This window comes from Micromonospora sp. CNZ280 (assembly GCF_011759515.1).
Window position 1 is genome coordinate 1,416,764 of the sequence record NZ_JAAOYP010000001.1, and the last position, 14,123, is coordinate 1,430,886.

General features: G+C 75.4%; 14 protein-coding genes and 1 pseudogene. 4 read left to right on the forward strand and 11 right to left on the reverse strand.

All coding sequences use genetic code 11. From position 1 onward, the window contains the following. Window positions 1–373 precede the first annotated feature (373 nt). From FHX32_RS06690 to FHX32_RS06700, 3 genes are all read left to right on the forward strand, one after another. Window positions 374–1,330: an ECF subfamily RNA polymerase sigma factor, BldN family gene (locus tag FHX32_RS06690; RefSeq protein ID WP_167179915.1), complete on the forward strand. Its 957-nt coding sequence runs from the start codon at window positions 374–376 to the stop codon at window positions 1,328–1,330. Between the two features lie 293 nt (window positions 1,331–1,623). Beyond that, the gene (locus tag FHX32_RS06695) at window positions 1,624–2,508 is read left to right on the forward strand and encodes a DUF5667 domain-containing protein (protein ID WP_167179916.1); all 885 of its coding nucleotides are present in this window, start codon (window positions 1,624–1,626) and stop codon (window positions 2,506–2,508) included. Window positions 2,509–2,641: 133 nt separating this feature from the next. Beyond that, window positions 2,642–3,517 carry an HAD-IB family hydrolase gene (locus FHX32_RS06700; protein ID WP_167179917.1) on the forward strand — a complete coding sequence of 292 codons (876 nt, stop codon included), beginning with the start codon at window positions 2,642–2,644 and terminating at the stop codon, window positions 3,515–3,517. A 10-nt stretch (window positions 3,518–3,527) separates the two neighbouring features. Here FHX32_RS06700 and FHX32_RS06705 read toward each other — a convergent pair whose 3' ends face one another. From FHX32_RS06705 to FHX32_RS06755, 11 genes and pseudogenes are all read right to left on the reverse strand, one after another. Next, a complete protein-coding gene (locus tag FHX32_RS06705; RefSeq protein WP_167182338.1) occupies window positions 3,528–4,385 on the reverse strand; it encodes a lysophospholipid acyltransferase family protein in 858 nt (285 codons plus the stop codon). Between the two features lie 451 nt (window positions 4,386–4,836). Beyond that, window positions 4,837–5,910, reverse strand: coding sequence for an NAD-dependent epimerase/dehydratase family protein (locus FHX32_RS06710; RefSeq protein WP_167179918.1), 1,074 nt, complete (start codon window positions 5,908–5,910; stop codon window positions 4,837–4,839). A gap of 120 nt (window positions 5,911–6,030) precedes the next feature. Continuing rightward, a complete protein-coding gene (locus tag FHX32_RS06715) occupies window positions 6,031–6,132 on the reverse strand; it encodes a 30S ribosomal protein bS22 (RefSeq protein ID WP_007465623.1) in 102 nt (33 codons plus the stop codon). A 222-nt stretch (window positions 6,133–6,354) separates the two neighbouring features. Beyond that, on the reverse strand, window positions 6,355–6,564 hold the full coding sequence (locus FHX32_RS06720; RefSeq protein ID WP_007465625.1) for a helix-turn-helix domain-containing protein: 210 nt from the start codon (window positions 6,562–6,564) through the stop codon (window positions 6,355–6,357). A 223-nt stretch (window positions 6,565–6,787) separates the two neighbouring features. Further along, window positions 6,788–7,972, reverse strand: a complete 1,185-nt coding sequence (locus FHX32_RS06725) for an ABC transporter permease (protein ID WP_167179919.1) — start codon at window positions 7,970–7,972, stop codon at window positions 6,788–6,790. Beyond that, a complete protein-coding gene (locus FHX32_RS06730; protein WP_486480940.1) occupies window positions 7,969–8,910 on the reverse strand; it encodes an ABC transporter ATP-binding protein in 942 nt (313 codons plus the stop codon). The genes FHX32_RS06725 and FHX32_RS06730 overlap by 4 nt, the downstream gene beginning before the upstream one ends. Window positions 8,911–9,007: 97 nt before the next feature. Next, window positions 9,008–10,401, reverse strand: a pseudogene (locus FHX32_RS06735) (efflux RND transporter periplasmic adaptor subunit). A 115-nt stretch (window positions 10,402–10,516) separates the two neighbouring features. Beyond that, a complete protein-coding gene (locus FHX32_RS06740; RefSeq protein WP_486480941.1) occupies window positions 10,517–11,821 on the reverse strand; it encodes a hypothetical protein in 1,305 nt (434 codons plus the stop codon). A 118-nt stretch (window positions 11,822–11,939) separates the two neighbouring features. Then, window positions 11,940–12,275, reverse strand: a complete 336-nt coding sequence (locus tag FHX32_RS06745; RefSeq protein WP_167179920.1) for a YrdB family protein — start codon at window positions 12,273–12,275, stop codon at window positions 11,940–11,942. Then, window positions 12,275–12,841 carry a TetR-like C-terminal domain-containing protein gene (locus FHX32_RS06750; protein ID WP_486480942.1) on the reverse strand — a complete coding sequence of 189 codons (567 nt, stop codon included), beginning with the start codon at window positions 12,839–12,841 and terminating at the stop codon, window positions 12,275–12,277. Before FHX32_RS06750 ends, FHX32_RS06745 begins: the two co-directional genes overlap by 1 nt. Before the next feature lies 1 nt (window position 12,842). Continuing rightward, window positions 12,843–13,640 (reverse strand): alpha/beta fold hydrolase, encoded by a 798-nt coding sequence (locus FHX32_RS06755; RefSeq protein WP_167179922.1) that lies wholly within the window; start codon window positions 13,638–13,640, stop codon window positions 12,843–12,845. Between the two features lie 77 nt (window positions 13,641–13,717). Between FHX32_RS06755 and FHX32_RS06760 the strand changes: the two genes are divergently transcribed. Beyond that, the gene (locus tag FHX32_RS06760; RefSeq protein WP_167179923.1) at window positions 13,718–14,122 is read left to right on the forward strand and encodes a VOC family protein; all 405 of its coding nucleotides are present in this window, start codon (window positions 13,718–13,720) and stop codon (window positions 14,120–14,122) included. Window position 14,123: the final 1 nt, after the last annotated feature.

A 14,123-nucleotide genomic window follows, 5' to 3' on the forward strand; every position in this document is an offset into this window, starting at 1 on the left:
CAGGACGCCCTGCTGACCAGCATTTCCACTGCGGACCACGGGCCGTTGGGAAAGTCAACCGCACACGACGGACAACCGGTCCGCCATCGGTGCGACGCGGCGGGAAATACTTCCGCCCTGTGTAACGGACTTGCCACGCGCGGGTGACGTTGGCCCCTATCATCACTCGGGTCGGCTCACCCCATTTGCCGTGAGTCGACACCCCTCAGCCCGAGGAGGCCCCCGTGCCTGTGAGCGCATTGGACCAGCACCTCAAGGGGATCTGCCGCCCGTCGGCACACCCCGGACCCGCCCTGCCCGACCACAGACCCGACCCGGTGGCGGCGACGCACCGGCCGGCGCGGTCGACCGCCGGCGGGACGGAGGCGGCGCGGTGACGACCTTCGGCTACGCGGAGCGCCCCCTTGGTCTGACCGGCCCGGCGGCCCGCGCCACGGTGAACGAACGGCTCGCCGCCCGGGGCCCGGTGGAGGACACCGGCAGCCTCTCCGTACGGGGGGAGGGCACGTCGAAGCGGCTGCGCAACCGGCCGCACCACAACGACCCGCCACCGCGGCCGGCCACCCCGGGAGGAAACGCGAAGCCGGTCGGCGGCCGGGTCGCGGTCCCCGCCCGACCGTCCATGCCGGCGCAGAGCCGCCGTACCGGGGAGCCGCCAGCGGTGACCGACCCGTCCACGACCGAGACGGCGGTGCTCCCCGCGGTGCCGGCGGCCGCCCCGGTCAACACCTCCACGGGCTACCCGAGCCGGCCCGACCCGTCGGACCCGGCCACCGAGGTCTGGGCCCTGGTCGAGCGCGCCCAGGCGGGCGAGTCCGAGGCGTTCGGGCTGATCTACGACCGGTACGTGGACACCGTCTTCCGGTTCGTCTACTTCCGGGTCGGCAACCGCCAGCTCGCCGAGGACCTCACCTCGGACACGTTCCTGCGCGCCCTGAAGCGGATCGGCAGCTTCACCTGGCAGGGCCGGGATCTCGGCGCCTGGCTGGTCACCATCGCCCGCAACCTGGTCGCCGACCACTTCAAGTCCGGCCGGTACCGGCTGGAGGTGACCACCGGCGACGTGCTGGACGCCGACCGCGAGGACCGTGGCCCGGAGGGCAGCCCGGAGGCGGCGGTGGTCGAGCACATCACCAACGTCGCCCTGCTCAGCGCCGTCAAGCAGCTCAACCCGGAACAGCAGGAGTGCATAGTGCTCCGCTTCCTGCAGGGCTTCTCGGTGGCCGAGACGGCCCGGGCGATGGGCAAGAACGAGGGCGCGATCAAGGCGCTCCAGTACCGGGCGGTCCGGGCCCTGGCGCGACTGCTCCCCGACGGCTTCCAACCGTAGTCCCATCAGCGGGACTCGCACCCGTCGATCAGGGTTCCCCCAGCTCAGCGCCCTTCTCGTCGGGTGACTTCGGTCACTTTCTGTGATTTCGCACCCGCCGGGGCCGTAACCCGTGCCCGTCGCGGACCGTTTCTCCGGGTGCGACCGGTTGGTGGCTCCGGCATCCCCCCGGACCCCAGCGAGACAGGTTCCGGCGGCATGGCCGACCACGAACGTGGATTCGTGGTGCCCGCCGCCCGGTCGTCGGCGACGACAAGGCCCACCGGCCGTGACCAGCGAGAGGAGGGCCTGCGGTGGACAGCAACCTCTTCTCCCGTCGGCGCGCCGAGCGCTTCGCGCAACTTCTCGACGAGGCCAACGGCGGTCGGCGCCGCCACGCCCGGTCCCGGGCCGACGACCAGCTCGCCGCGCTCGTCGCGGTCGGGCAGCGGCTGCGTACGGAGGTGCCGGCCGTCGAGGTCGACCCGGACTTCCGTACCGGACTGCGGGCGATGCTGCTGGCCACCGCCGAGCGGGAGGGCATCGGCGCCCCGGCCGCGGCGGAACCGGCCGCCCAACGCGTCACCACCACCGCCACCACGAGCCGCGGTTCGCTGCTGCCCGCGGTCACCGCCCGCCGGGCCCGGGCCCGGGGCGCGATCCTGGTCGGGATCGCGGCCGGGGCGATCGCCGTCTCCGGCATCTCGGCGGCCAGCGAGAACGCCGTGCCGGGCGACGCGCTCTACGGGATGAAGCGGTCGACCGAGCGGGCCCAGCTCGCCCTGACCAGCTCGGACATCAGCCGGGGCCAGCTCTTCCTGGACTTCGCCCGGACCCGGCTGGGCGAGGCGGCCGCGCTGCGCGGGAACCAGACCGGCTTCAGCGCCGTGCTCGACGACATGGACGCCGACACCCGGCAGGGCGTACGCCTGCTGAACAGCGCGGCGGTGCAGCGCTCCGACCCGGCGGCGCTGGACGCGGTGAACTCCTTCCTGACCGGGCAGCGGCGGTCGGTGAACGCGCTGCTCGACGACGCGACCCGGGCCGAACGGGACCGCGCCCGGCGGTCGCTGGCCCTGCTGGACGCGATCCGCGAGCGCTCCGACGCGCTGCGCGCCGCGATCGCCTGCGGCCTGCCGGCCCCGGCCGGCAGCGACGCCCTCGGTCCGGCCCCGGCCGCCTGCCCGCCCGGCCGCTGACGCCCGCACCGGCACCTGGGTCCCGGAGAGCCGGACACGCCACAGCTCACCCGCCGGCCGGCCGCCGGACGCCCGCTCCCGGCTACCCTCGCCAGGAGGCACACGTCGCGCCGGTCGAGCGGAGGGAGGTCGCGTGGCCCGCAGCCGCAAGGTGACCGTCAGCACCGACGCCCACGGTCATACCGCCGGCTGGGCGGAAACGGACCCGGCGGCGCCGACTCCCCCGGAGCCGGACCCGACCACGGCGGCCTTCTTCGACGTGGACAACACGATGATGCAGGGCGCCTCAATCTACTGGTTCGCCCGCGGGCTCGCCGCGCGCAAGTACTTCACCACCTCCGACCTGGTCCGGTTCGCCTGGCAGCAGCTCCGGTTCCGGCTGCTCGCCACCGAGCACGCCGGCGACATGTCGCAGGCCAAGGAGGCGGCCCTCGCCTTCATCGAGGGCTGGCGGGTGGAGGACGTGGAGCGGCTCACCGAGGAGATCTTCGACGAGCTGATGGCGCCGCGGATCTGGAGCGGCACCCAGCGGCTGGCCCAGCGCCACCTCGACGCCGGCGAGCGGGTCTGGCTGGTCAGCGCCGCGCCGGTGGAGATCGGCCGGGTCATCGCGGCCCGCCTCGGGCTGACCGGCGCGATCGGCACGGTGGCCGAGATCGTGGACGGCGCGTACACCGGGCGGCTGGTCGGCGACCTGATGCACGGCCCGGCCAAGGCCGAGGCGATCACCCGGCTGGCCGCGGTCGAGGGACTGGACCTGAGCCGGTGCGCCGCCTACAGCGACTCGGCGAACGACCTGCCGATGCTGTCGGCGGTCGGCCGGGCGGTGGCGGTCAACCCGGACGGCACCCTGCTGCGGCAGGCCCGGCAGCACGGCTGGGAGGTGCGGGACTTCCGCACCGGGCGCCGGGCCGTCAAGATCGCCGTACCGTCCACCGCCGCCGCAGGCCTGGTCGCCGGGGCGGTAACCGCCGGCCTGGCGCTGCACCGCCGCCGCCGCGCCGACTGACCGGCCCGGGTCAGGGGCCGAACGGATCCGGCCGGCGCTCCAGCAGCTTGTGCAGGGTCTGCTGGATGGTCTCCCGCACCTGGTCGGCGAGGTTGAACACCACCAGCGGGTCGTCCGCCGAGTCGGTCAGGTGGGCGGTCGGGATCGGCGGGCAGAACTCGATCAGCCACTTGCTCGGCAGCGGCACCATGCCCAGCGGGCCGAGCCACGGAAAGGTCGGTGTGACCGGGAAGTACGGCAGCTTGAGCAGCCGGGCGAGCGGCTTGATGTCGGCGAGCATCGGATAGATCTCCTCGCCGCCGACGATGGCCACCGGCACGATCGGGGTGCCGGTACGCAGCGCGGCCGAGACGAACCCGCCGCGGCCGAAGCGTTGCAGCTTGTAACGCTCGGAGTAGAGCTTGCCGACGCCCTTGAAGCCCTCCGGGAAGACGCCGACCAGCTCGCCGTTGCCGAGCAGCCGCTCCGCGTCCGGGTTGCAGGCCACCGTGCCACCGGACTTGCGGGCCAGTTCGGAGACGACCGGCATCCGGAAGACCAGGTCCGCGCCGAGCAGCCGCAGGTAGCGGCGCGCCGGGTGCTGGTCGTGCAGGGCCGCCGAGAGGATCAGCGCGTCCAGTGCCACCGTGCCGGAGTGGTTGCCCACCACCAGGCCGGCTCCGTCGGTCGGCACGTGCTCGATGCCGGTGACCTCGGTGCGGAACCAGTCCCGGTAGAGCACCCGCAGCAGCGGGTGGAAGACCGCGCTGGTCAGCTCCGGGTCGAAGCCGAACTCGTCCACCTCGTAGTCGCCGGCCAGTCGGCGGCGCAGGAAGGCCAGGCCGTTGGCCACCTTGCGGTCCCAGTGGTCACCCGGCCGGTCCGGCACCGCCGGCCCCCGCCCGACTCCACCGCCGCCCTGCCCGTCACCGTCCTGGCCGTCACCGCGTTGGCCGTCGCCGTCCTGACCGTCGCCGTTCTGGCCGTCGCCGTTCCGGCCGGGGCCCGCCGCCGGCACGACCGGCGCGTCGCCGGCTGGCGCGTCGCCGGCGGTGGCGTCCGGGGCGTCGGTGGCCGGCTCCTCGCGGCCGGCCGGGGCGTCGGTGGCGGCGTCAGCCTGCGCGGACGTCACCGGCTCGTCGGTGGCCGCGGTGTCGGGCTCGTCGGCGGCGGGCCGGTGCCCGTTGGCCCGCGCCGCGCCCGGGTCGGCCACGGTCAGCGGTACGTCGTACCGGCGGTCACGCCGCTCCTCCGGCCCGCTCATGCCGGCACTCCGCTCCGCTCCGTGCCGTCATGAGGCACCTTCGCGCTGAGCCTGATGATTCGCTCGCTCCGCTCGCTCATGTGCGCTCCCGTACGGCGGCACGGATCTGCCGGATCCCGTCCAGCACGAGCCGCTCGGCGGCGGCCAACTGGTCCCGGGACACCACGACGCCACCGTGATGCGCCCGGATGAAGTCGTCGAAGGCGGCCGCCGTGGAGCGGGGCGTGAAGCCGTACTCGCGCTCCAGCCGGCTGGTGTCGACCACCCGGCCGTGCACGAAGAGGTCGACCTGGTCGAGACCGTAGCGGCCGAAACCGAGGTTACGGGCGAGCGCGGCGGCCCCGGACAGGCCCGGCTCCAGCACCGGCACAGCCACCCGGCCGGCCCGGCGGATCGCCTGTGAGAGCGAGAGCACCCCGGGCCCGGCGACGTTGTAGGTACCCGGGTGGTCCTCCACGATCGACCGGTGCAGCACCTCCAGCGCGTCGTCGAAGTGCAGGAACTGCAACCGGGGATCGCGGCCGAAGACGGTGGGCACCACCGGCTGGGAGAAGTACCGGGTGAGCGTGGTGTCGGCGGTGGAGCCGATGAACGGCGCGAAACGCAGCACCGTGGCGGTGACGTCGGGCCGGCGCCGGCGGAAGCCGCGCACGTACGCCTCGATGTCGAGGATGTCCCGGGCGAACCCGCCGCGCGGCACCTCGCGGGGCTCGGTCTCCTCGGTGAACACCGCCGGGTCCCGGAAGGAGGCCCCGTAGGCGGCGGTCGAGGAGCGGACCACCAGCTTGCGCAGCCGGGGCGCGCGCTGGCAGGCGGCGAGCAGCTGCATGGTGCCGATGACGTTCTGTTCCTTCATCGCCGACCGGCCGCCGTGCTGCTGGTCCGGGGCGCTGACCAGCGCGAGGTGCACCACCGCGGCCACCTCGAGGTCGGCCAGCAGCCCGCCGAGCGAGCCGGCGTCGACGCGGATCCGCTCGACCCGGTCGAGCAGGTCGGTGAACTCGGCGCCGGGCTCCGGCGGGTCGACGCCGATGACCCGCTCGATCCGCGGGTCCGCGGCGAGCCGGGCGGCGACGTGCGCGCCGAGGTAGCGGCCGACCCCGGTCACGACGACGACCCCCGGAGCACCTGGGGTGCCACCGGGGGTCATGTCTCGCACCTCCCCCGGCAGGCGGGACCGAGCCGGGACAGCCACGGCCTGATCACCTGAGCCTCCGAGGGTCTGCAGTCGGCGAGTGACGACGGACGCCGGGCCGTGGCCCGGCTCCGGTCACTTGCCGAGACGGCGACGCTGGACGCGGGTCTTGCGCAGCAGCTTGCGGTGCTTCTTCTTAGCCATGCGCTTGCGGCGCTTCTTGACCACCGAGCCCATACGAAAGCCTTTCGATGCAACGTGCGGGGCGACCGGATGACACCACCCTCCGGTGGCGTCGGCGACCGCTTGCGGACAACGGACCGGACCAGCGTGGGGGCGGCGGGGCGCACCGGTGTGCGGTCACGGTCGGGTCCAGGGTAGCGGGAGAGCTTCAGCAGGACCAACGCGACCCCGGTCGACGGGCGTCAACGCGCACCGGTCGAGGGGCCTGGGGGCGGCTCAGGCGGTTTCCTGAAAGGCTCCCCGGAGATATTCGTGCACCGCGTGCTCGGGCACCCGGAACGAGCGGCCGACCCGTACCGCGGTCAGCTCACCGCTGTGCACCAGGCGGTAGACCGTCATCTTCGACACCCGCATCACCGTCGCCACCTCGGCGACGGTGAGGAACTTGACCTCCGACAGCCGACCGTCGGACTGCGACCCGGCCATGGCTCACCGACCCATCCCATGCCCGGCGCGTGCCACCGGACGGGATCTCCCGCCCGGCACCGGCGAACGCGCGTGTTACCAGTACGGTAGCGGGGCGGCTGTTACCGGCGCGATCCCTTCGTACAACTGATCATAGTTCGGCCCCCGATTCACCCGTTCTGACCTGCCGATATCCGCCCGGCTACGCCTGGCGTCCGGTTGCCGGGACGGCCCGCCGGTTGGCTCACTCGGCACGGAGCGCCACCACCGGGTCGAGGCGGCCGGCCCGCTGCGCGGGCACCACGCCGAAGACGATGCCGACCGCCGCCGACACGCCGAACGCGAGCGCCAGCGACCACCAGGTGATCGCCGCCGGGATCGGCGACAGGGCGTCCACCAGCAGGGCGGTGCCCACGCCCAGGGCCATCCCGGTGAGCCCGCCGACCGAGGTGAGCAGTACCGCCTCCAGCAGGAACTGCACGCCGATGTCCCGGGGCCGGGCGCCGACCGCCTTGCGCAGGCCGATCTCCCGGGTCCGCTCCCGCACGCCGACCAGCATGATGTTGGAGACGCCGACCCCGCCCACCAGCAGCGAGATGCCCGCGATCGCTGCCAGTACGCCGGTGAGGACGCCCAGGATGTCGCCGAGCACGCCGAGGATCTGCTCCTGGGTCACCGCGCTGAACTCGGTGCCCGGGTGCCGGCGGGTCAGCTCCGCCACGATCCGGTCGCCCAGTTCGTCGATCCGCTCCCGGTCCGGCGCCTTCACCGCGATGCCGTCGACCCGCTGGGTGCCGTAGAGCCGCTGCGCGGCGGTCACCGGGACGTGCACCTCGTCGTCGCGGTCCACGCCGAGGCTCTGCCCGAGCGGGGCGAAGACGCCGATCACCCGGAACCGCACCCCGGCCACGGTGATCTGCCGCCCGACCGGGTCCCGGTCGGGGAAGAGGGCGCGCGCCACCGAGGCGCCGAGCACCGCCACCCGGCGGCTGGTGTCCACGTCGGAGCCGCTCAGGTACCGCCCGCGGGCCAGCTCGCGGGTGAACACCGACGGGGTGGTCTCCAGCACCCCCTGCACGGTGCTGAAGTCGGCCCGGCCGCCGGCCCGTACGGTCGCACCGGAGGCGACCGTCACCGCGACCCGGTCGCGGTCGCCGACCACCCGGGCGACGGTGTCCACGTCGGCCAGGGTGAGCGGGGAGACGGCCGGCGCGGCGCCCACGTCCAGCCGGCCGGGCACGACCAGCAGCAGGTTGGAGCCGAGCCCCTCGACCTGTTGCTCGACCTTCCGCTTGGTGCCGGTGCCGATGGCCACCAGGATCACCACCGAGGCGACCCCGATGATCACGCCGAGCATGGTCAGCGCGCTGCGCAGCCGGTTGGCCCGCAGCGCGCCCAACGCCACCCGCCAGGCCTCCGCCACCCTCACGAGCCGGCTCCGTCCCGGTCGTCCGGCGGGCGCGGAAGGCGCCCGGTGGCTCCGGTGGCGCCACCGGAGCCACCGGGCGGGTGCCCCGGGCCGCTTCCGGACGCGGACCGGGGCTCCGCGCTGGGAGCGGGCACCAGTGTGTCAGGTCCGTCCACGCCGCCGGACGGCGGTCGATCATGAAGCTCCGCGCGCCGGTCGGCGGCCCGGCGACCCGTTCCGCCCTCCGTCACCGGCGCACCGGCCGGCGCGGCGCTGTCCACGGCGACCACGCCGTCGCGCATCGCGATCCGCCGCCGGGCCCGGGCGGCCACCTCGTGGTCGTGGGTGACCAGCACCAGCGCCACGCCCGACTCGGCGTTGAGCCGCTCCAGCAGTTCCAGCACCGCCGCGCCGGTGGCGCTGTCGAGGTTGCCGGTGGGCTCGTCGGCGAGCAGCACGGCCGGGTCGGTGACCAGTGCCCGGGCGATGGCGACCCGCTGCTGCTCGCCCCCGGAGAGCTGGTTGGGGCGGTGGTTGAGCCGGTGACCGAGCCCGACCCGGTCGAGCACGGCGGCCGCCCGCGCCCGCCGCTGCCGGGCCCCGACCCCCCGGTAGACCAGGGGCAGCGCCACGTTGTCCAGCGCGGAGGTGCGGGGCAGCAGATGGAACGCCTGGAAGACGAACCCGATGGTCCGGTTGCGCAGCGCCGCCAGCTCCGCCGCGGAGAGCGTGGCCACCTCCCGACCGCCGATCAGCAGCCGGCCGCCGGTCGGCCGGTCCAGCCCGCCGAGCAGGTGCATGAGGGTCGACTTGCCGGAGCCGGACGGCCCGACCAGGGCCACGTAGTCGCCGGACGCGACGGTCAGCGAGACGCCGCGCAGCGCCGGCACCGACACTCCGTCCAGCTGGTACGTCCGGGAGACGTCGGTCGCCTCGATGGCGGCGGGCACCGCGCTCACCGGGCCACCCCGGGGCGACGCGGTCGCGGCCCCACCGCGCCTCCTGGCCGCCGGCTCCGCGGCCCCGCCGCGCCTCCTGGCCGCCGGCTCCGCGGCCTCACCGCAACTCCTGGCCGTCGCGGACCTGGTCGGTGCCGCGGACCACCACCCGGTCGCCGGGCTGGACGCCGCTGACGATCTGCACCAGGTCCTCGCCCTGCACCCCCAGGGTCACCGTGGCGCGGCCGGCCCGGCCGTCGCGGACCAGCCAGACCGCGTCCCGGCCGTCGGCCGAGAAGACCGCCGACGCCGGTACGGTCACCGCGTCGGCGGCCTCCCGGACCCGTAGCCGCACCACCGCGTTCATCCCGGGTCGGGGCACCGGCGCCGGCTCCCCCTCGCCGTAGCTGCCGGCCTCGAGGCTGAGCCGTACCCGGTAGGAGACGCCACCCCGGGCGGAGGTGGTGGGCAGCACGTCGACCGAGCGCACCCGCGCCGGATAGGTCGCCCCGGTCACCGCGTCGAGTTCGGCGGTGGCGACCAGACCGGGACGCACAGCAGCACGTCGGTCTCGTCGACCTCGGCGAGCAGGCCGAGGGCGCCGACGTCCACGATGGTCAGCACCGGTGTCCCGGCGGTGACCAGCCCGCCGACCGGCACCGCGTCGTCCACCCCGGCCGGCGGCCGGCCACCGGGCGGTACGAACGCGGACGGGTCCAGCCCGGCGGGCGCGCCGCCGGCCGCCCCGAGCAGGTCGTCCAGCCCCGCCGGCGAACCACCGGCGGCGGTGCCGCCCGGCTGCACGACGCCGGCGATGGGAGCACGCAGGGTCAGCGCGTCGACCGTCGCCTTCGCCAGGTCGTACGCCTGCTGTGCCTGCAGCCGTTGCGCGGCGGACAGCGCGCCGACCGCCGAGTCGAGGCCGGCGACCCCCCGCTGCACGGCCCGGATCGCCTGGTCGGCCTCGCGGGCGGCGACCCGGTACTGCTCCTGCGCGGCGGCGACCTGGGCGAGCAGCGCGCCGCGCAGGTGCGGGTCGCCGATCTTCCCGGCGGCGGCCCGGGCCGCCTCGAACGCCTCGGCGGCGGCCCGGTCGGTGCCCCGCCGGGAACCGCCCAGCTCGGTGCCGCCGATGCCCCGCCCGGCCCGCCTGGCGGCGGCGAGCGCCTCCCGGGCCTGGCGGAGCCGGGCCCGGGCGGCGGGCGAGTCGATCACGGCCAGCACCTGGCCCTTGCGGACCCGCTGGCCCGGTTGGACGCGCAGGCTGGCGAGGGTGCCGTCGGCGGCCGCGGTGAGGGTCGCCGCGGCGCGGGCGGTGACGGTGGCCGGGGCGTCCACCACCTCGGCGACCGCGGCGCGTTCGGCGGCCGCCAGGGCGACGTCGGGTTGCTCCTCGCCGCAGGACGCCCCGACGGTTCCGGTGAGGACGGTGACGGCGAGGAGGGCGGTGAGCAGGCGGGGCCGCGTCGCTGCGCGCAGCCGCGGCGAGTGGGTGCGGCGCACCCCGTCGATCCTACGAACGCGTCGCCACCAGCACCATCACGCGAAACCGCCGCCGTCGGCCGCCGACCCGACCCACCAGGTCGGCCCGCGGCGGGCCGGCGGACCAGCCGTGACGGCCGGGAAATCAGCCGGACAGGCCGCGGACGTACGCCACGCAGGCGTCGTGCAGGGCCGGCCAGGGCTCGCCGAAGACCTCCTCGGCGGCCTCGGCGACCGCCCGGCGCTCGTGCACCACGGCCCGGAAGAAGGCGAGCAGCCGCTCCTGCCCGAACCGGTCGACCAGATGCCGGACCGCCAGGTAGGAGATGCCGTAGCTGCCGGCGACCCGGTCGGCCGGGGCGTCGTCGGCCGGGCTGAGGTCGTCGAGCCGGCCGGTCCAGCCGCCGGCGGCCAGCCGACGCACCTCGTCCAGCCCCTCGTACCGGTCGACCGGCTGGCCGTCGACGCCGGCGAACTCGGCCAGCCCCTCCACCAGCCACCAGGTCGCGGTGCCCGGATAGCCGCGCTCGGGCAGCGACGCGGCGTGCGTCAGCTCGTGCCGGAGCAGGTCGTCCAGCCCGGCGGGGCTGAGCCCCTCGGCGTTCAGCACCACCTCGTGGTGACCGCCGCCGACGGTGACCGCGTACCCGCCGGTCCACTTCGGCCGGCCGCCGCCGTACCAGCGCTGCCACTCGGTACGGCCGGCGAGGAAGACCCGGTACCGGTCGGGCGGGCTGCCGTCCACCGCGTACGAGTCGGCGACCCGCGCCGCCGCCTCGGCCTGGCGCAGCAGCCGGGGCAGTTGCCCGCGCAGCGCCGGGGTGGTCGCCACCAGGGTCCGCGCGCCGACCGTAACGACCAGCTCGCTGGTCTCCCAGGGCCGGGTGCCGGTCGCCGCCGACCGGGACTCCTCCATCGCGACCAGGCGCGGCTGTTCCCCGCCCTCCGTCCACCGGGTGCCGACGAGCACCGGGCTGGGCCGGCAGTCCGGCGTCACGAAGCAGTACCGGAACTCCACCAGCAGGCGCCACTCCCCCGGCCGGCCGGGCACCGTCTCGGGCAGGCCGTTCGGGCTGGCCTGCCAGACCGTCACCCGGAGGGCGCGCAGCGCGGCGAAGCGCCGCCGCAGGTCGGGATGCGCGGCCGGCTCGGCCACCGCCAGGAAGCCGGCCCGGTCTCCGGCCAGCAGCGCGGTGGCCTGCCGGTCGAGCTGCCCGGTCATCCGCTCGGCGAGCTGGCGGGCGGCGACCGTGGCCGGGTCGGGGGCGGGGGTGCCGAGGCGGTCCAGCACGGCCCGGGCACCGCTGTCCCGGACCGCTCCGACCAGCAGCGCCACGGGCAGACCGCAGCTCAGCAGCAGCAGGAACACGGTGAGCGCGGCCCACAACTGCCGGCGCCGGCGGGTTGGGGACACGTCCAGCCGGTCGGTTTCCGGCGCCCCGTCAGTCACCCGCCGAAGGGTACGACCCTTCGGTCGCTCGGGCGAGAGCGGCCCGGCAGGTCGCCGTGCCCGACCGGCCGGCTAACAGCGCCGACCGATCCGGCCGCCCTGAGCCGGGTGACTCCGGTCAGGCCGGGCGGCCGGCACGGCGGAGCAGGGTGACCGTGACCGCCCAGGCCACGACCAGCGCGGCACCGGCCACCGGCCGGCCGAGCAGGGCGAGCAGCACGCCGCCGACGACGAACCAGGCCGCCTGGAACGCGTGCTTGGCGGCCGGCCGCAGTGGCACCGTCGCCTTGGGGGAGCCGAGGACGCCCCACAGCGCGGCGAGCAGCAGCGGGACGCCGACCGCGGCGGCCAGCCGGACCGGGACGGCGGCGTCCAGCGTCCAGCCCCACCAGCCGCCCACCACCAGCACGGCCATCTCCAGCACGAAGAGCAGCAGCAGACCCAGGGCGTACATCAGGACTCCTCGCGGGGCCAGGACCGGAACGCGGCGTCCAGGGCGGTCACCAGGTGGTCGAACGAGCGGTCGACCGCGCGGGGCAGGCCGAACCCGCCGGCCGCCTCCAGCGAGACGAACCCGTGCAGGGTGCTGCGCAGGATCCGGGTGGCGTCGGTGGCCGCCTCGCCGTCGAGCCCGTAACCCCGCAGGATGGCGAAGATGGCGCCGACGGCGCGCTCCCCGGCGGCGACGTGCTCCGGGTCGGTGGGATCGGGCACCCGTTGGGTGGCCGGGTAGCGACCGGGGTGCCGGCGGGCGTACGCCCGGTAGGCGTGGGCGGCGGCCCGCAGCGCGTCCCCGCCGGCCCGGCCGACGGCGGCCGTGGTCAGCTCGTTCGCCAGCTCGGCGGTGGCCAGCGCGGAGAGCTTCTGGGCCAGCGCGTCCGCGCCCCGGACGTGCTTGTAGAGGCTGGGCAGCGCGACGCCGAGCCGGCTGGCCAGCGCGGCGAGGGTGAGCTGGTCGGCGCCGACCTCGTCGGCGAGCCGGGCCGCCTCGCGCACCACCGCCTGCTGGTTGAGCCCCACCCTAGGCACCGGTGACCGCCAAAAACTCGGTGAGCTGGGCGGTCATCCGCGCCGGCTGGTCGGCGTGCGGGTAGTGGCCGGAGTCCTCGATCATCCGCGCCTCGGCGGTGGCGAAGAGCCGGCGGGCGGCCCGGGCCTCCGCGCCGGGGTCGGGGAAGTCCGGGTCCTTCGTGCCCATCAACACCAGCACCGGCTGTCGCACCTCCCGGGCGCGTGCCGTCCAGTGCGGCTCGACCGGCGCGGCCACGCCCCGGGTCGCCGCCATCCGGCCGGGTTCGCGCAGCTTGGCGACCATCGCCTTGCGGTACGTCGCGTCGTCGGCCGGCCGGCCGCACGGGAAGAGCGTGCGGTGGAACAGCCCGAACAGCCGGGGGCTGTGCAGCACGGCGGCCAGCGCGACCCGCAGGAACGGGTTGAGCTTCGGCTGCCGGACGAACGGGCTGACCTGGACGATGCCGTTGACCAGCTCGGGGGCGTCGGCGGCGGCGAAGACCACCGCCGCCGCGCTGGACGAGCTGCCGACCAGGGTGGCCGGCCCGCCGCCGAGGTCGCGGACCACCGCCAGCAGGTCGGCGGCGACCTCCGCCGGGGCGTACGACGGCCAGCCGGCGGTGGAGTCGCCGTGCCCCCGTACGTCCACCGACGCCACCCGGTGCCCCGCCGCCACGAGGAGCGGGACCAGGTGGCGGAAGGAGCCCCGGTTCTCGCCCATGCCGTGCGAGAGCACCACCAGCGGCCCCTGACCGCGCACGTCGTAGGCGATCCGGCCGCCGTCCCGCGCCACGTAGCTAATGTTCATAACCTAAAGGCTAATCGTATTAGCCGCGCCCGTCAAGGCTTGACCTCTACCCGACTTCAGGTCGCAGGATTCCCGGCATGCCGATCACCAACCCCGTTCCCCATCTGCGCATCGCCCGCCCGAGCCGCGACCTGGCCGCCGCCGAACGCTTCTGGGTCGGTGGGCTCGGCCTCGACGTGCTCTGGCGGTCCACCGCCACCGGGCCGGGCACGCACGACCTGCTGATGGTCGGCTGGCCGGCCGCGCACTGGCACCTGGAACTCGTCGGCGGTGCCACGCTCGCCGAACCGACCCCGACCGACGAGGACCTGCTCGTGCTCTACCTGGACGGGCCGGTCGACGCCGACCTGGTGAGGGAACTGGAACGGGCCGGCGGGACGAGGGTCTCCGCCGGCCCGTACTGGGACCGCTGGGGGGTGACGGTGGCCGATCCGGACGGCTACCGCCTGGTGCTCAGCACCCGGGGCTGGTCGAACAGCTGAC